Source organism: Luteolibacter sp. LG18 (assembly GCF_036322585.1).
Lineage (GTDB): Bacteria > Verrucomicrobiota > Verrucomicrobiia > Verrucomicrobiales > Akkermansiaceae > Luteolibacter.
In genome coordinates this window covers 5,757,609-5,774,994 of record NZ_AP024600.1, presented here as the reverse complement: position 1 = coordinate 5,774,994, position 17,386 = coordinate 5,757,609, and the positions used below count along the sequence as shown (strand labels likewise).

Here is a 17,386-nt window from a genome sequence, read left to right as displayed (position 1 = left end):
TGTTTCCTGCCCGGCGGGAGGCGGCACAATATCCCCTCGCCATGCCCCGTGGAGCGGATAGCCTTCCGAGATGCGTCACCGCCTGCACTGGCTTCTCCTCCCCGCGGCATCCGCCGGCCTGTCTTCCTGTGCGATCGTGAAGGCTCCGTTCACCGTGGCGGGTGCGGTGGTGGAGGGGACCTACAATGTGGGTGAAAAGATCGTGACCGCCCCCATCGACGCCTACGACCGCCGCCAAGCGAAGAAGGACGCGGAGAAAGAGAAGGCGGACAAGGAAGCGGAGAAGAAAAAGGCCAAGCAGCCCCAGCAGGGCACTTCTCCGGGCAACATCATGGACGCCCAGCCGCTACCGCAGCAAACGCCGCTGCCGCCCATTGCTCCGCCGCAGTGATCCTAACTGGGAGTAGAATGGGAGCGAAGCGGACATAGCCGGAGGCAAACATTCTTGTCCCGAATGGCGCTAAATTTAGGCGGAGTTTCGGAATGGGAAGACGAGCCTCTTTTCCCCGGCAAGGGGAATCGGATTGCTAGCCGGTGGCTAGGAGCGCAGCGACGCCCCCACCGGTTGGAGTGGATCGTTGGGTTCGCATGCCGGAGGCATGCAGGAGAGCTTCCTTTGCTCCTAGGCCTTCGAACGCCGCGAGTTCACGTGGAGCCGCGGACCAGCGATCGGAGGCTTGGACGACCTGGGGCTCTACCTGATGGTGGCCGGTGCCATGGCGACGATCCTGCGTCTGAAGGACTGTGGAAAGATCGCGAGAGAGGAGGCGGAATCTGAGCGCCGGAGGCAAGATCTCCTGTCGAAGATCCAAGCCCTCCAGCATCATCGAGATCGGCAGGATATAACCCGCTGACGGAGACCGATCCGCCTCCGTTGCTCACGCGATATCCGCGGTCACGGGCGCGCCGGGTTTGGTGGGCTCGTGGTCGAGGTAGCGGCGCTGGGCCTCGGTTTCCTCGTTGTGGGCCTTGCCGTCGTTCTCCGCGCTGGTGTCGGACAGCAGCTCCTCGCGGAACTTCGCCACCATGGCCTCCACCGGCCAGGAGCTGGCTTCACCGAAGGCGCAGATGGTGCGGCCGTCGATCTGGTAGGCCACGCTTTCGAGCGTCTCGATGTCCTTCGGCGAGGCCTCGCCGGTGACGAGACGGTCGGTGATCTTTTTCATCCACATCGAACCTTCGCGGCAGGGAGTGCATTGGCCGCAGGATTCGTGGGCGTAGAAGCTGTTGAGGTTGTTCAGCACCCATGAGATCTTGCGGGTGTCATCGAGCACGATCACGCCGCCGGAACCGGCCATCGAGCCGCAGGCAGCCAAGGTGTCGAAATCCATCTGGATGTCCCAGAATCCGAGATCCTTGGCGGAGCCGTCCGGGTTCTTGAGCTTGTAGGTCTCGTCGCAGCGCAGGATTTTCGACGAGGAGCCGCCGGGGATGACCGCCTTGAACTCGCGCCCATCCTTCGGGCCGCCGCACATGTCGTACAGTAGCTCGCGCATCGTGATTTTGCCGACCTCGACTTCGAAGTAACCCGGCTTCTTCACATCACCGGACACGCACAAGATGCGGGTGCCGGTGTTGCGGGCCACGCCGAGCTTCGCGTATTCGTCGCCGCCCATGCGGATGATGTGCTTCACGTGGCAAAGCGACTCCACGTTGTTCACGATCGTCGGGCTCATGTAGAGGCCGAGCGCGGCGGGGAAATACGGCGGCTTGATGCGCGGATAGGGGCGCTTGCCCTCCAGCGATTCGATCAGGCCGGTCTCTTCGCCGCAGATGTAGGCCCCCGCGCCGCGGTGGACGTAGATTTCCAGGTCGAAGCCGGAGCCGAGGATGTTCTTGCCGAGGAAACCGTGGGCGCGGGCCTCATCCAACGCCTTCTCCATCAGCACGGCGGCGGCGGGGAATTCCTCACGGAGATAGATGTAGGCGGTGTGCGCGCCGGTGGCGAAGCACGCGATCACCATGCCCTCGATGAGCTGGTGCGGGTCCTGGTGGACGATGTAGCGGTCCTTGAAGGTGCCCGGCTCGGACTCGTCGCCGTTGCAGATCAGGTAGACCGGCTTGGTGTTGTTCGGCGGGATGAAGGTCCACTTCATGCCCGTCGGGAAACCCGCGCCGCCGCGGCCGCGCAGGCCGGATTTTTTCACCTCTTCCGTGATGTCCTTCGGCGCCATCGTGAACGCCTTCTTCAGATCCTCGTAGCCACCGTCGGAGAGATAGGTCTGGATGGAGGGATCCCAGCCCTCCCGGTCGACGTTCTTGAAGATCAGGCGGTACTCGCGCGGATCGGGCTGCTTGCCGGCTTTGTAGGTGATCACGGAAATGGGCGGGTGAGGGGGGTTAGTGTCCGGCGGCGGAGTTCGCGGCGTTCGAGTAACTGTCGAGCAGGGCCTGGGCCTTGTCGGCGGTGATGCCGTCGTGGAAATCGTCGTTCACCATGCACACCGGAGCGGTGCCACAGGAGGCGAGGCATTCCGCGAACTCGACGGAGAACTTCCCGCACGGCGAAACCGAGACCGGATGATGATGGGAGTCCGAGGTGCTGCGATCGATGCCGGTGAGCTGGCAGAGCTTTTCCATCAGCTCGTAGGAGCCGCCCATCGCGCAGGAAAGCGTGCGGCAGACGCGGATGTGGTTCACGCCGGGAGCCGACTGGCGGAAGCCCGGGTAGAACGTCACCACCTCGGCGACCTTGATCGGTTCGATCCCGATCCGCTGCGCGGTCCACGCGATGGCTTCCGCCGAAAGATAGCCGTGGTGATGCTGGATGTAGTGCAGCAGCGGCAGCACCGCCGAGCGCTTCTGGTTGTCCGGGAACTGGGCCAGCCGCTTCACGGCCTCGGCTTCCAGCTCAGTCGTCACCGCGAAGGGAGCAAAGAATTTCGTCCCCGGGGTTTCGGGTGACGCGACGAGGTCTTCGACGTTGGAATGGGACATGGGATGGTGATTTTTTTAGCCGCAAAAAGGCGCAAGAGGCGCAAAAGTTCAGAGTGGAGCGCTTTCCGGATGAATTGGCAGTTCTTTGGAGAGGGCGTATTTGCGGATTTCGAGTTTGGAAGCTCCGAAGTTGATGAGCAGACCGTGTTCTTTCCGGCAGGCTCTCAGGTAACCCAAAAGTTGGGCGGTATGTTCGGGGGCGATGGTTCGGCAGGCTTTGATTTCGACGACCAATTCTCCAGCCACCACGAGATCAATTTCGAGATTGCCGAGCACCGTGCCGTCCTCGTCCATCACTTGCAATGGAACTTGTTGGACCGCCGGGATTCCTTTCTTGGAGGGGCGATGGAGGAGTCCGTTTTCGTAAATGCTCTCCTTGTATCCGTGACGCAGGAAGCAGTGCAGCTCAAATGCGGTTTCCCGCACTTGGTCGCAGAGCTCGAATATGGATTCCTTTTGCGCCATTTGCGCCTTTTTGCGGCTAAAAAATCTTACCTGTCACACTCGCCCATGACGAAATCCAGCGAGCCGAGGATCGCAGGGATGTCGGACACCATGTGGCCGGGGAGCAGCTTCGAGGTGATCGAAAGGTTGCAGAAGGAGGGGCTGCGGATCTTGAGTCGATGCGGGACACCGCCGCCGGTCGAGTGGATGTAGAAACCGAGCTCGCCCTTCGGATTTTCCGCGCCGAAGTAGACCTCGCCCTTCGGAGCGTCGATGCCTTGGGTGGCGACGATGAAATGGTGGATCAGCTCCTCCATCGACATCAGCACGCGCTCCTTGTCCGGCAGCATGCTCTTCGTGTCGGCCAGGTTCACCGGGCCGGCGGGCATGGTGTTGAGCACCTGGCGGCAGATCCGGATCGACTGGCGCATTTCCTCCATGCGGATTTGGTAGCGCGCGTAGCAATCGCCCTCCTCGGCGATCGGGATGTCGAAGTCGTATTGCTCGTAGCCGAGGTAGGGACGGTCCTTGCGGAGGTCACGGCTCACGCCGGATGCACGCAGGTTCGGGCCGGTGAGGCCCCAGGCGATCGCCGCCTCCTTGCTGATGACCCCGATGTCGCACATGCGGTCGAGGTAGATCTTGTTCTTGTCGAGCAGCTTCGAGATTTCGTCGATGGTGATCTCGCACTCGTTGAGGAAGCGGCGGACCGCCTGCTCGAAGCCCGCGGGCATGTCGCGGAGCTGGCCGCCGACACGGGTGTAGGAGGTGGTGAAGCGGGCACCGGTGAGCTGCTCGCAGAGGTTGTAGATCTTCTCGCGCTCCGTGAAGGTGTAGAGGAACACGGTCATTGCGCCCACGTCCATGGCGCAGACGCCCACGCCGAGCATGTGGGAGGAAATGCGGGCCAGCTCACAGCACAGCACGCGCAGGGCCTGGCCGCGGGGCGGCAGGGTCCAGTCCATCAGCTTCTCCACCGCACAGGCGTAGGCCACGTTGTTCGCGAGCGGCGCGAGGTAGTCCAGCCGGTCCGTGTAGGGCACGAACTGGTTGTAGTGCATGTTCTCCGCGATCTTCTCATCGCCGCGGTGCAGGAACCCCACGTCCGGGTCCGCCTTTGTGATGATCTCGCCATCCAGCTCCAGCACCAACCGCAGCACGCCGTGGGTAGCCGGGTGGGAAGGGCCCATGTTGAGCACCATCTTTTCGCCCATCAGGTCGTCCGTCTCGGCGTGGTAATGGTCCGCCGCCGCGGCGGAGGCACGGGCGAGGGTATCGGGCGCTTCGAATTCGGTGGTACGGTTGCTCATGCCGGGGTTAAACCTAGGGAAATCTGTCTCGAAAGGCCCCCGGGCGGCAAGGGGTTTGTGAAATATTTCACAAGGGGCGATCCGGCATCCAAGACGCGCCCGCGGCTTCCGGAAATCACGGGTTCTTTTGAAGTCCAGTGGCGGAGAGAATCAGGTCGTCGCCGTTGTAGGGCACCTTGTCCGGGCCCGCCGACCGCAGCTCGATCCGCTGCCAGCCCTCGGGATGGACGATCACCGGGCTGCCCCAGCGGTCGAGCAACAGGCCGTCAGGGGAAAAGACCGGATGTCCCGCCGGGAGGAACACCGTGCGGTTCGGGTTCTCCCCGCGCAGGGCCGCTGCCAGATCCGCGTTGCCTCCGATGGGATTCTTCGACGGCTCCTTGATCACCGAGAAATAGCCGCCGAGCACGCGGTTCAGTTTCCGCAGGTCGTCGATGGGCGGGGAGGCCGGGTCGCCGTAGCCGGAAAGCAGGCCTTCCGCCGCGGTCGGCTTCGCCGGGGGAGTGGGGGCCGGCTGGCTCGGCGTGACCGGCGGAGGTGGAAGGATGGGCGTTGGTTTTTCGACCGGGCGCAGCACCAGCCAGAGGACGAACACCAGGATGGCGATCGCTCCGAGCCACTCATGCCATTTCCACGCGCGCATCTGGGAAGAATAGCCCTGACTTGTTTCAGGGAGAAGGGGCATTCTTGTCCCTTTTTCTCGAAGCTCGATTTCCACAAGGACAGGAATGTCCTTGCTCCCTGATCAAATCAGGAATCCCACCGGGTTCGTGGCGCTCGCTGGGTCGTAGAAGTTACGGATATTCGGCAGCACCTGGTCCATGTTGCCGTTGCTGACCCCGAACCACCGCAACAGCTCGCAGTAATACTGGTCCGCGGCCAGCTTCGGGAAAATCCGTCCGCCGCGGCCGATGTCGTCCGGCCCATCGATGGCCAGCGACGGGAAATTGCCCTTCACCGTGCCGCCTTGCACCGGACCGCCGAAGACGAACTGGTTGCCCGACCACGCGTGGTCCGTGCCCTGACCGTTCGAGCGCAGGGTCCGTCCGAAATCGGAGGCCGTGAACGTGATCACGTCGTTCGCCAGCCCCAGTGCCTCCAGCGATTTCTGATAGGCATAGAGCACCGCATCCAGCGTCAGCAGCATGCCGCGCTGGGTGTTGAGCAGTTCCGAGTGGTGGTCCCAGCCGCCGAACTCGATGAAGATCGTCTGCCGGGCCAGCTTGAGCTGGTCGCGGATGACGATCGTCTTGATTGCGGCCTGGAACTGTTGGGAGAGCCAATGGTTCGGGAAACCGGCGGCCGCGAACACCGAGGCGAGCGTGGTGCCGATCGCGTCGAACGATTGCTGGAACTGCGCGCCGCGTTCGATGCTGTTCGCCGTGATGCGGCCGTGGGTGCGCTGGAAAAGGCTCTGATAGTGCTCTTCGATCGGGCTGGCGACCACATCCTTCAGCGCCTGCTCCTTTGCCTGCTGGATCGCGGACTGGCCGCCGGTGCCGGTGATCGCCAGCGCGCCGCCGGGCGTGATCACAAACTGGCCCTCGCTGCGGCCGATCTGGAACGCGTTGTTCCCGGACAGCGAGAAATTCATCGGCATGTAGTAGCCGCCGGTTTGCTCCGTGTTCAGCGTCGAGTGGATCACGTCCGCCGCACGGCCGCCCCAGCCGGACAGCACCGACATACCCTGCGGCACCGAGGTCTGCCACTGCTCGATCTGGTCGCGGTGCGAGAACAGCGCCTTCGGCAGCGCGACGTTGCCATTGAGATACGCCTGCTTGTCCGGGATCGGTTCGATCAGCGTGCCGACGTTCGCGAGGAACGAGAGCCGCTTCTTCGAGGTGTCGCCACCGAGGCCGTTGAACATCTCCGCCAGACGCGTGCAGGCGGGATTTAGCCCGTATTGTCGCCCTTGGGCGTCGGTGTAATTGAGCGGCAGCAGTTGGTTCCGCGGGATCGCCAGGTTCGAGCGCGAGGCCGCGTATTCATCGTAGCCGCCGGGGGAGTCCCGCGGGATCAGGATGTTGAAGGTGTCGCAGCCTCCGGACAGGAACAGGCACACCAGCGCCTTCCGCTGGCCGCTGAAACCGCTGGCCGCCGCGGCGTGGTTCGCCATCGTCAGGTTCAGCAGGGTCGAAAGGATCGAGGTCGAACCGATCGCGGCGCAACTGGCTTCTCCAAGGAATTGTCGGCGTGAGCGCATGGGATATTCAGCGTTGGACGGCGCCCTCCGGGCAGGTCATCGCCAGCCACACGGCGAGCGCGACGCGGTCGTTCTGGTTGAGGTTCGGATCGTTCAGCCGGGTGATCAGGATCGAGCGCGTCCGCGCGGTCATGTTGCCGGCGCAGACCAGCAGGTTCACTTGATCGACCAAGGCTTCCGGGCTGGCGGCCACCAGCAGCGTCGCGTGGTAGTCGAGCGGATAGCGGTGGTCCCAGGCCGAGCGGAAGCCTTCGTGGAGGTAATCGAGCAGCAAGTTCGGGAACGACACCGAGGTGTAGGTGTTCACGAGCTGGAAGCCGGGGCTCACCAGCCCGGTGTTCCGGATCTCGCCGGGGGCCTGGTAGACCGGGGTGTAAAAGTTGAACACGCTCGGCGAGTTGAGCGGCTCCTGCGAGGTGAAGCCGTAGTAGGTGTCCGTCCAGTTCCACCAGGTGAAATCCGGATTGGTCTCCGTGACCTTGAACAGTCGGCCGAGATGCATGGTGCGGATCACCGGCTCGCGCATCTTGCCCTGGCCCGGAGAAACCGGGGCATTGCGCGCATCGGGATCGAGCAGGATTGCTTTCACCACCGCACCGAGATTGCCGCGTACGCCGCTGCCATCGTTCACGAACACATCCTGCACCCGCTTGACGTAGGCGGGGGACGGATTGTCCATCACCAGGAACTGGATGAGCTGGCGGGATACGAACGGCGGGGTGTTCGGATGGCGGAACAGGCAATCGACCGCGTCGATCACGTCCTGCATGCCGTTGGCCGCGGTTTCCTCGCGCTCCGGGAGGATGAAGCCGTGCAGCAGCGTCTTCTTCCCGAAGTCGTGGTATTCCGGATACATCACCATCGGCTTGGTGTAGTCGTCGTCGCTCCAGCCGCCGCCTTCCCAGCCGTAGGGAGCGTCGAAATAGAGGCCGGTGAACACGCGGGCCATCTCGGTGATGGTGCCGTTGTCGTAGGTCGGGATCGGCTCGCCGTTGCCATCCAGCTTGCGGGAACCATCGGGGTTCAGCTCCCACAGGCCGATGGAAAAGAGCTGCATCACCTCGCGGGCGAAGTTCTCGTCCGGGTAGCGCGGGATCGAGGGGTCGGCCTTCTGGTTGCCCACATGGCTCAGGTACCAGCCCATTGCCGGATGCAGCGCCACCTCGCGCAGCAGGGTGCCGTAGTTCCCCAGCGAGTTGCGGACCAGCGTGTCGTAGTAGTTCGCCATGCCCTCCGGCTTCTCCTCGAGCTGGGCATCGCGGCGGGACACCACCAGGATCTGGGACAGGGCGAAGGCCACCCGCTGGCGGAGCTGGTCCGGCGCGCCCACCGCGTTGCGGGCGAAGGGCGTGGTGACGTTGTTGCCGTAGACGAAGTTGTCGAGATCGTTGAAATTGTAGCTCTTATCCGCGTGCTGGCCGGCGGCGTCCGCCTTGATCGCCTTGATGTAGGGCTGCAAGTACGACGGCGGTAGTTGGAGCTGGGCGTCGATCCACGCCGCGTAGCCGGACTGCCGCACCGCGTCGATGTCCTGCGGCACCGGACCGAAGGTCGACTGCATCAGGAAACGCGCCGCCTGCACCGGCGAGGGCGTGCCCGCCACCGTGGTGCCCGGCGCGCCGCCGGAAGGCGAGGACCCCTGAACCTTCTGATAGAGCGCCAGCGCGTCGCCGGAGAGTGTCTGGCCGTTCGAACGCACGATCGATTGCCCCATCGAGTTCGCGCTGGTGGGGGAGGAACCGAGGACGTTCGTTTCGGTCCAATCCTCGACCCCGTCGCCATCCGTGTCCACCGGTGAAACCCGCGCCCGGTAAAAGCGTTTCGCGTCTCCCGAGGAAAGCGCGTGGGGCACTTTCACCTGGCGCACGCCATTCGAGACCGTGGAGGAGGGCAAGCCGGTGGCCGCGGCCCACGCGCCCAGCCCGGTGCCGGTTTCGATCACCTGCGCTTTCAGAGGCGCGTCCGTCCAGGACAACCACAGGTCGTCGGCCGCGGGCGTGGCGACCATTGCCAATTTGGAATTCGGATCGTCCGGGTTGGTGCCCGCCGCGCTCTCCTGCGCGTTGCTCATGCCGTCGCCATCGTCATCCGCTCCTGCCACGCGGGCGCGTCCGCCGCTCCACAGTAGCCAGGCGTCATTGAGCCCATCGCCATCGAGGTCGCCGATTGCGCCGCTGAACGTGAACGCGGCCGGCACGGAGGCGGCGGAAAGCGGATTGGTGCCCTGCGCCACTTCCAGCCCGTCGCTCGCGCCGTCACCGTCGGTATCGGCGTTGCGCGGGTTCGTGCCCGCGCGCCACTCGTCGCGGTTGTTCAGGCCGTCGCCATCCGTGTCCAGCGTCGCATCCGCGGCGCTGTTCGGGTTGAAGCTGTTGGCCGTTTCCCAGGCATCGGGAATGCCGTCCCGGTCCGTGTCCACCGTGGCGACGTTGGCGGAGGTGTAGTAGATCGAGACCCCCGGCTGGGTCAGCAGGCTCACGGCACCGGCGGTGTCATCGGCATCCGCCCAGGTGGTCGTTCCATTGAGCAAGGTGGCGTCTGCCGCGATGGCGGTGTTCGCCGTGGTGGTCCACGTGACCAGGTTGGTCGAGTTGGTGGTGTCCACGATCTTGAACGTCAGCGTCCACAGGTTCTCACTCAGGTTCTTCCGCACCGCGGTGAACTCGAAACGCAGCGGCATCGAGATGTCACCGGAGCCATGACCGCTGAATCCGAACTGCGCGGTCTTGTCCACCGGGAAGGTGTTCCAGTCACTGTTCCAGAAAGCGTTCCCCGAGGCATCGCCGAAGGTGTCCGACCCGCAGCGGAACCGGTAGGTCAGGCGACCGTTCACGTAGCGCAGCCCGATGCCGATCTGGCTCTCCCAACCCACGCCCGGTCTGCCGACGACGGCCTCGCACAGCATCGCCTCATCGCCATCCATCGCCCCGAGCATCGTGCGGTCGTGGTTCCACACCAAGCGGAATGGACCCGTCTTCCAACTCCAGGTCCGCGTGCCCAGTGTCCAATCTGGAACCGCGGGGGGCTTGCTGGTGTTGCTCTTCGGATCGGAGCCCGCCGCGCGTTCCGCGGCATCGGTGAATCCATCGTTGTCGCTGTCCGTGTCGTTCGCGAACGAGGGGAACGGGCTGCCATGCACCTCGTCGCCATCGAGCAGACCGTCGCCGTCGGTGTCCGCCAGCAGCGGATTCGCGTTGAACGAGGCTTCCTCGCCATCCTTGAGCCCGTCGTGGTCGGTGTCGGGGTCGTGCGGATCGGTGCCGGCCGTCAATTCCGCTGCATTGGTGAGTCCATCGGCATCGGCGTCCGCCGTCGCATCCGCGACTTTCGGGTTGAAGCCGTTCTCCACCTCGGTGGTGTCCTTCATCCCGTCGCCGTCGCTGTCCGTGCCGCTGTCCACGATCTGAAAACCGTGGATCGAGACGTTGTAATAGTTGCCGTCGTCCGCTGCGATCTGGTTCAGCGTCACCGATTGCGAGGTGCCGCTGAGGTTCCGGTAGCGCACGTAGTTCGCAGGCGTCATCGTTGTCTGCGTGGTGGCCTTGCCCTCGATCCATTTGCGGAAGGGCGGGTTCGAGGCCGAGGTGAAGTAGCGCTGCGTCGAGGAGTTCGTGCCCAGTTGGAGGTAACCGCGATGATCGGGATACTGGTCGCCGAGATACACGATCAGATCGTAGGTGGCGTAGGGGATGCCGGTAATCGACACACTGGCTGAGGTGTTTCCCGAGCCGTAGGAACCCGCGTAGATCATCCCGTCCAGCAGCTTCTCGTTGGACGTTCCCTTGTGCAGGCCGTCCGTCGCCGCCCGGTAGGACCAGCTCACGTTCACGCCGGTGGCCTGGCCGCGGTGGTTTTTCAGTGCCGAGGCCGAGCCCGTCAACGCGGTGTTCGAGGGTGGCCACAGCGGCAGCGGCGGCGAAACGTTCCAGTTCGGCAGCCGGAAATAGCCCGCTGGTTCGCCGGGCTTCAGCGACGATTCAATGCTCCGCTCCGCGATGAACTGGAAGCCGACCGCGCCGGGAAAATCAAAGGGCTTCGAGGCCGCCGAGAGCGGGTTCGTTCCCTGCTCGATCTCGATGTTGTCCGGGAACCCATCGCCATCGCTGTCGGCCAGCAGGGGATTCGAGCTGGTTTCCGCGCCATCCACGATTCCATCGCCATCGGTGTCCGCTTTCAGTGGATCGGTGGTGGTTTCCTGGCCGTCCAGCAGTCCGTCGTTGTCGGTGTCCGGATCGGTCGGGTTCGTGCCCTTCTGGAACTCCTGGAGATTGGTCAGTCCGTCGCCATCGGGATCGAGCGCCGCGTCCGCGGCATTGCTGTCGGAAAGATTGTAGGTCTCCTCGAACCATCGCGGCATGCCGTCGCCATCGCCATCGGCCAGTCCATCGGGATCGGCTTCGACCTTCAGGTAGTCGAACTGGATGTAGGCGTTCGCCGAGCCGCCGGTTCGCTCGATCAGGAGGATGTTCTCGCCGGTGGTGGCGTTCACCGAGGAGGCGGGCACCGTGAACACCAGCGTGGTGTCATATTGGATGGCGGACCGGGTGCCGAGTGTCACCCCGTTGAGCTTCACCGAAACATCGTGGCTCTGGAAACCCGGCAGGCTGCCCGTGCCGCTCACCCAGCCACCGCCCGCGAACAGGTCGATGGTGATCCGCAGCCGCGAGCCCGACGAAACCTGCGCCGCGGTCAGTGGGAAATGAATCCGCTTCCGTGGATCGCTGATCGTCATCGCGCGCTCGAAATTGGCCACCGCTTCGGTGGTTCCCACCGTGCCGATCGGAGCCGGATAGGTGCCCGCGAAATAATAGTCGTCGTCCTTCACCGTGGCCGAGCCCGGCGCACTGTTCGCGGCGAAGCTCTCCTGGCTGAAGGGAGCGGTGTTCGCGTCGTCGGTGCCGAGCTGCCAGACTGGATCGAACAACGCCGCGTGCGCCGGACCGGAAAGGGCGGCGAACAAGAGCGGCCAGGAAGCGGGTTTTCGCGCCATCGGGCCGGTGTTTCGCAAATCCGGTTATCCAAGGCAACCTAACAACCACCGGTTTCGTGAAACCACGAGCGTTGAATGGGTTGTGGCCGGAAATGAAACCATTTGCAGGCTCTGTGCTCCCGTTTCAGATCGACATTCGGAGCGTCGCGGACTATGGGGAGAATGGAGCGTGGATCGGGAACCGCGGTTGGTTCCGGCAGCTCCGGTTTTCCGCAACCCCCTCCTGTCATGAAACGTTTCCTGCTGTCCGGATTTCTGGGTCTCCTGCTCCTGCCGTCCACGTTGTTGGCCGCGGATCTCGATGAACTCCTCGCCAAAGTGCGCGGAGGCGAAACCGTGGCATTGGAGAAGGATGAAGCCATCGCCATGCTGAATCGCGCGCGACCGGAGACGCCGGGCTCCGCCGGTGTTTACGTGAACCAGGTCAAGGCGGCCGTGGTGGCTCCGAAGTTTCATGGTGGCTGGCCCTACCGTTCCTCGGTGTTGTACCACGACACCCAAAAGGTGTATGACGGCGTGAAGGAGGCCTACACCCGGTCGAGCGACACCATCTATCTCTTTGCCACCATTTGCCCGGCACTCGCGCTGGGGAAGGTGCAGGAGGCGGACGAGATCCGGGAAGATCTGAAGAACAAGGATGTGTTCCTGTCCCGCCTCGCCGAGGCGAACATCAAGCTGTGGAAGCAGTCCATTCCGCCGATGGTGGAGGTCCGCAAGAAGGAACTGGAGAAGGCTGCCAAGGACGCCGCAGCCAAAGAGGCCGCGGAGAAAGAGGCTGCCGCGAAAGAGCCCGCCAAGGAGCCGGGCAAGCAGTGATGCCGTGGTTGAGGTCCAGACCTCGAGCTTCGTGAACTCCGGGGGAGGCTGTTCTTTCGCCCCGGTAGGGGCAGGAGAAATTAGCCGGTGTGCAAGGAGCGGAGCGACGCCGCCACCGGATTCCCCAGGGGCACGAAATGCGCCCCGGCAGGGGTGCGAGACGCGTGCCCCGGTTCCGCGGGTGGAATGGGAAATGAAATTCCGCAGACCTCCGAACCCGGCTACGATCCCCTCCGGGATCGAATGATCTTTCCGCCTGAACCGGAGGTGTCGTCGCCAAGGCTCCTCAACCTCCGGCTACTTGGGCTGCCATCCCATTCGGGATGCAGAGCTTAGGAGGTAGATAAGGACCTGGAGTCACCCCCGGATGAACTTCGCCGCCTTCGCCGGATTGCTTTCCGGATCGGGGGCGGCCTTCGCGTCCTTCCGTGGCACCGGTGGCTGCGCGTCCTGGGCCTTCAGCTCCGCATCCAGCTTGGCGGACATCTCCTTGAGCTTCTCTGGATTCGCTTTCGCGAGATCGGTTTTCTCCGATGGATCCTGGGCGAGATTGTAGAGCTCTTCCGAGCCATACTCATTCCAGCGCACCAGCTTCCAATCTCCCGAGTGGATTACCGAGTAGGGCGAGATGTTGCCTCCCCACCAGTAGTGCGGGTAGTGCCAGAGGAAGGTGTCGCGTTCCAGCTTCCCGCCACGCAGGGCGGGGGAGATGTCCACCCCGTCCAACACCGGGGCGGGTTTGCCCTCGATGCCCGCCAGCTTCGCGAAGGTCGGCAGGAAGTCGGTGCCGATCACCGGCGTGTCGTTCACGCTGCCGGGTTTCGTGAGTCCCGGAGCCCGCACGATGAAAGGAACGCGTAGGCCGCCCTCATAAGGGAAGCCCTTGCCGCCCCGTAGCGGCGCGTTGTCGGTCGCCCGGAAATGCACCACCCCGCCGTTGTCGGAGGTGAAGACCACGATCGTATTGTCCTCCAAGCCTTGCTTCTTCAGATCGGCGAGAATGCGGCCCACCGAATCGTCCACCGCCTTCACCATCCCGGCGTACACCGGGAAGTCCTGCTGGCCGTCCGGCTTCGCGCCCTTGAACAAGGCCGTGTCGTCGTCCTTCGCCATCAGCGGCGCGTGCACCGCGTAGTGGGCGAGGTAGAGGAAGAAGGGCTTGTCCCTGTTGCCGTCGATGAACTTCACGGCCTCGTCGGTGAGCCGGTCGGTCAGATACTCGCCTTCCTTGCCGCCCGCTTCGGCGAGCATCGGCACGCGGTGGGAATTGCCTTCCTTCCCGTAAGGCCAGAAGAAGGATGCCGGATGCCCGATGTGGCCGCCGGCAATGTTGACGTCGAATCCGTGCGCTTCGGGTCCGTCGTTGCCCAGATGCCACTTGCCGATAGCGGCCGTGGTGTAGCCCTGTTTCTTGAGAAGTTGCGGCAGCGTCGGCGTGCTCTTCTCCAGCGTCATGTCCCACTGCGGCACCGTGAAGCGCGAGTTCTTCGGCGCGCCTTCTCCTGGAATCCAATCGGTCAGATGCAGCCGTGCCGGGGATTGACCGGTCATGATCGCCGCCCGTGAGGGCGAGCACACCGCGCAGGCCGCGTAGCCGTTCCGGAAACGCATGCCCTCGCTGGCCAGACGGTCCACGTTCGGGGTCTTGTAGTAGGTCGAGCCGTTTGCCGCGATGTCCTTCCAGCCCATGTCATCGATCACGATGAGCACGATGTTCGGCGGACGTTTCACGGGAGAATCGGCAGCGGTGCTGGCGAAGGGAGCCAGCGGGAGCAAGGCGGCGGCGAGCGCGAGGATTTTCATGAACCTGGGATGCATGGGCGGACAAACGTAACCATGGAAATACGCGGGGCTGGCCGATTTCAATCGGACACTCCGGATTATTTCAGCGACACGCGGAAGAAACGACGCGCGCCATCGGGAGCGCCGAGCTCGTAGCGCGTGCGCGTTCCCTGGGCGGCGGGAACATCGGCCGCCACCAGCGTGGACCAATCCGCCATGTCGAGACTGCTGCGGATTTCATAGGCGGTGCCAGGCTGGGACGGCCATTCGATCGCGAGCGTGCCGTTGGCCTGTCGCGAAGGCGTGGCCATGAACGCGCTGGTCGGGTCGAGGGGATTGGTGCCCAGCTTCTTTTCCGCCCCGTCAGGCGTGCCGTCGCCATCGCTGTCCGCCTTGTCCGCGTCGGTCTCGCCAGGATCGGTCAGGCCGTTGCGATTGGTATCCTCCTGCATGTCCGGAATGCCGTCTCCATCGCTGTCCACGGTGGTGAGGTTCGGCATCAACAGCGGTCGTTCGTTGCCGGTGGCGTCCTCGGTCGGGAACTGGGCCCCGTAGCGCTTCAGTTCAGAGGCGAGGTGACGAGCCATCCGCATCAATCTGGCGGCGTTCGCAGGCGTGGGATTCGTCGCCAGGTTCGTGGTCTCGCCGGGATCGGTCGAGAGATCGTAGAACTCCCATGAGCGGGTGAGGTAACGGTGGATCAGCTTCCACTGGCCATCCCGCAGGGTGGAGAAGAACGAGTCGTTGTGCGAATGCGGCAGGTGGGTGACGAACTCCTGCGGCACGTGGTAGCTCGCGTTTCCCTGGAGATACGGCAGTAGACTGTGGCCGTCCACCGGCGCGGGAGCAGTGACTCCCGCCGTGGCGAGCAGGGTGGGGAAGAGGTCGTCGATGGAAACGATGTCGTCGTTGTGGCCGTTCGCCGGGATGGGGATTTGGGCTTGGAACGGATTCGCGGGATCCCGCTTGGCCCAGGCCGCGACCAATGGCACGCGCATGCCGCCCTCGTAGGGCGTGCCCTTCCGTCCGCGGAGAGGAGCGGAGGGCGCGGGCAGGGCGGAGGTGCTCGGGGTTTCGGCCCCGTTGTCGCCGAGGAATACGATCAGAGTGTTTTCCGCCACGTGCAGGTCATCGAGCTTGCGGAGCAGGTCGCCCAGCGACTTGTCCATGCCTTCGATGAGCGTGGCGTGGCCCAGCATCGTGCCACTGAGACCCGGATAGTTCGCGGAGAACCGGGCATCGACCTCATAGGGCGCGTGGATCGCGTAGTGGGACATGTAGGCGAAGAACGGCTGGCCGTGCTGCACCGATTCCTCGATTGATTTGCCGATCTCCTGGGTCAGCGCTTCGGTGAGATGCGTGTGGGTCTGGGTGGGCGTGTAGTAACTTTCGAGCCCTGGCACATGCCACAGCGGATCGGTGCCGTAGGATTGTTCGCTGGCATAGGAACCCGGGCCACCTGCGCCCCAGCCGGCGATGTTCACATCGAAGCCGAGGAACATCGGATCCCCCGAGGGGTTCGGGGTCGCGTTGTCCGAGCGCTTCATCGGACCGAAGTGGGCCTTGCCGGTGTGGATGGTCCGGTAGCCCGCGTCCTGAAGGAGTCCGGGCATGGCCACGTCACTGGAGTCCATGCCATTGATCCGCCATCCGGTCGGCGGATCGAGGGTCGCGTTGGCGATGTCGGTTTGCTTCGCGTAGGTGGGATAGGTCCAGTTGGTGACGTGGTGGCGGGCCGCGTTCATGCCGGTCATCAGCGAGACCCGGCTGGGTGAACAGACGGTGTGCGCGCAGGCGTTGGTGAAGCGCAGGCCTTGAGCGCCCAGCGTTTCCAGGTTCGGCGTGCGATAGAGCTGGTTGAGCGAGGTCTTCACCGGTTGGCCATTGGTGTAGAGAAATGGCAGCGAGCAATCCTGCCAACCCATGTCATCCACCAGGAATACCAGGATGTTCGGCCGCGTCGGGCCCACGCCCACCCGGACTTCCTTCGTCGCCGTCCCTTGGGCGTTGGTGGCGGTCAGCTTGTAGGTGGTGGTGGCGGTGGGAGTGACCACTTGCGTGCCGCTGCCTGGGGAAACCGTGCCGATCCCCGGGGAGATTTCGAGGGTCGTCGTGCCGGTGGTTTGCCAGGACAGCGTGACCGGTGTGCCCGGCTGGACATAGCGCCTCGGGGTGTCGAAGGAGGCGATCGATGGCGGTTGCGCCACGGCTCCCGGGACGATCACCAGCCCGTTGATCGCCGAACGAGGGGTGGCCGCGTTGCCGGTGAGCGTGAAGCTGGAACCGCTCAGTCCGGTGAACGTGACGAAGTTCGCGCCCTCGGTGAAGGTTCCGCTGAACGTGCCGTTGTCCACCACGGTCTTTGTCGTCGTTCCGATCTTGTAGCTCATCGTGCGACCGGCGGTGTCGTTCGAGTCGCCGTAGACGATCACGCTGAAGCCGGAAGCATAGGCCGCGGGAAGATTGGAAACGGTGATGGATTCGCTGCCGGCGAGGCCGAACCAGCTTTCCATCATCACCGAGTCTTTCGTCTTCGCCGCCCAGCCGTTGGCGTTGTTCCCCGCGTAGCCGCTGGTGCCCGCGAGCGTCGCTTCGCTGGTCGAGCCGTCCGCCGACTGCAACGCGATGCCGCTGAATGAAAAGGTCGTCGTCGAGGTGCGGGTGACGTTGTTCCAAGTTTCGTTCGCCGGTTTCACCACCGTGCCTTGAGCCGTGGGGGCCGTGCCTGCGGCCATGGCGGATTCGACGGACGCGCTGTTGTGGAAGGCGATGTTGATTTGGGCCGGGGCAATGCCGGGAAGCGCGAGCACGGCGGCCAGCAGCAGGGTCTTCATGGTGGTGATCGGAAAAAGGACACGGCGGAAAGCCCGATGCTCTCCGCCGCGGAAGTGGTGGGTGTCGGGA

At 63.9% G+C, this 17,386-nt stretch carries 11 protein-coding genes; 2 read left to right on the top strand and 9 right to left on the bottom strand.

The window, feature by feature from the left end; genetic code table 11:
- Positions 1–70 precede the first annotated feature (70 nt).
- Positions 71–391: a hypothetical protein gene (locus llg_RS22900; protein WP_338287411.1), complete on the top strand. Its 321-nt coding sequence runs from the start codon at positions 71–73 to the stop codon at positions 389–391.
- A 487-nt stretch (positions 392–878) separates the two neighbouring features.
- Here llg_RS22900 and nuoF read toward each other — a convergent pair whose 3' ends face one another.
- The 7 genes from nuoF to llg_RS22865 form a co-directional block, all read right to left on the bottom strand.
- The gene (gene nuoF / locus llg_RS22895; RefSeq protein ID WP_345789210.1) at positions 879–2,324 is read right to left on the bottom strand and encodes an NADH-quinone oxidoreductase subunit NuoF; all 1,446 of its coding nucleotides are present in this window, start codon (positions 2,322–2,324) and stop codon (positions 879–881) included.
- A gap of 16 nt (positions 2,325–2,340) precedes the next feature.
- Positions 2,341–2,937: an NAD(P)H-dependent oxidoreductase subunit E gene (locus llg_RS22890; protein WP_338287409.1), complete on the bottom strand. Its 597-nt coding sequence runs from the start codon at positions 2,935–2,937 to the stop codon at positions 2,341–2,343.
- Between the two features lie 48 nt (positions 2,938–2,985).
- Complete coding sequence (locus tag llg_RS22885; RefSeq protein ID WP_338287408.1) at positions 2,986–3,402, bottom strand: GxxExxY protein; 417 nt, start codon at positions 3,400–3,402, stop codon at positions 2,986–2,988.
- Between the two features lie 26 nt (positions 3,403–3,428).
- A complete protein-coding gene (gene nuoD, locus llg_RS22880) occupies positions 3,429–4,691 on the bottom strand; it encodes an NADH dehydrogenase (quinone) subunit D (protein WP_338287407.1) in 1,263 nt (420 codons plus the stop codon).
- A gap of 115 nt (positions 4,692–4,806) precedes the next feature.
- On the bottom strand, positions 4,807–5,334 hold the full coding sequence (locus llg_RS22875; protein ID WP_338287406.1) for a hypothetical protein: 528 nt from the start codon (positions 5,332–5,334) through the stop codon (positions 4,807–4,809).
- A 102-nt stretch (positions 5,335–5,436) separates the two neighbouring features.
- Positions 5,437–6,894, bottom strand: a complete 1,458-nt coding sequence (locus tag llg_RS22870) for a DUF1501 domain-containing protein (RefSeq protein WP_338287405.1) — start codon at positions 6,892–6,894, stop codon at positions 5,437–5,439.
- A 7-nt stretch (positions 6,895–6,901) separates the two neighbouring features.
- Complete coding sequence (locus llg_RS22865) at positions 6,902–11,884, bottom strand: DUF1800 family protein (protein WP_338287404.1); 4,983 nt, start codon at positions 11,882–11,884, stop codon at positions 6,902–6,904.
- 228 nt (positions 11,885–12,112) lie between these two features.
- Between llg_RS22865 and llg_RS22860 the strand changes: the two genes are divergently transcribed.
- Complete coding sequence (locus llg_RS22860) at positions 12,113–12,700, top strand: hypothetical protein (RefSeq protein ID WP_338287403.1); 588 nt, start codon at positions 12,113–12,115, stop codon at positions 12,698–12,700.
- 357 nt (positions 12,701–13,057) lie between these two features.
- Here llg_RS22860 and llg_RS22855 read toward each other — a convergent pair whose 3' ends face one another.
- Both llg_RS22855 and llg_RS22850 read right to left on the bottom strand, forming a co-directional pair.
- On the bottom strand, positions 13,058–14,503 hold the full coding sequence (locus llg_RS22855) for a sulfatase (RefSeq protein ID WP_338287402.1): 1,446 nt from the start codon (positions 14,501–14,503) through the stop codon (positions 13,058–13,060).
- A 77-nt stretch (positions 14,504–14,580) separates the two neighbouring features.
- A complete protein-coding gene (locus llg_RS22850) occupies positions 14,581–17,316 on the bottom strand; it encodes a sulfatase-like hydrolase/transferase (RefSeq protein ID WP_338287401.1) in 2,736 nt (911 codons plus the stop codon).
- Between the last annotated feature and the right edge of the window lie 70 nt (positions 17,317–17,386).

What these genes read in the sequence shown, in the direction of transcription:
- llg_RS22900 (WP_338287411.1), top strand. Translation starts at nt 71, where the DNA reads ATGCGTCACCGCCTGCACTGGCTTCTCCTCCCCGCGGCATCCGCCGGC.
- llg_RS22890 (WP_338287409.1), bottom strand. Translation starts at nt 2,937, where the DNA reads ATGTCCCATTCCAACGTCGAAGACCTCGTCGCGTCACCCGAAACCCCG.
- llg_RS22885 (WP_338287408.1), bottom strand. Translation starts at nt 3,402, where the DNA reads ATGGCGCAAAAGGAATCCATATTCGAGCTCTGCGACCAAGTGCGGGAA.
- nuoD (WP_338287407.1), bottom strand. Translation starts at nt 4,691, where the DNA reads ATGAGCAACCGTACCACCGAATTCGAAGCGCCCGATACCCTCGCCCGT.
- llg_RS22875 (WP_338287406.1), bottom strand. Translation starts at nt 5,334, where the DNA reads ATGCGCGCGTGGAAATGGCATGAGTGGCTCGGAGCGATCGCCATCCTG.
- llg_RS22870 (WP_338287405.1), bottom strand. Translation starts at nt 6,894, where the DNA reads ATGCGCTCACGCCGACAATTCCTTGGAGAAGCCAGTTGCGCCGCGATC.
- llg_RS22865 (WP_338287404.1), bottom strand. Translation starts at nt 11,884, where the DNA reads ATGGCGCGAAAACCCGCTTCCTGGCCGCTCTTGTTCGCCGCCCTTTCC.
- llg_RS22860 (WP_338287403.1), top strand. Translation starts at nt 12,113, where the DNA reads ATGAAACGTTTCCTGCTGTCCGGATTTCTGGGTCTCCTGCTCCTGCCG.
- llg_RS22855 (WP_338287402.1), bottom strand. Translation starts at nt 14,503, where the DNA reads ATGAAAATCCTCGCGCTCGCCGCCGCCTTGCTCCCGCTGGCTCCCTTC.
- llg_RS22850 (WP_338287401.1), bottom strand. Translation starts at nt 17,316, where the DNA reads ATGAAGACCCTGCTGCTGGCCGCCGTGCTCGCGCTTCCCGGCATTGCC.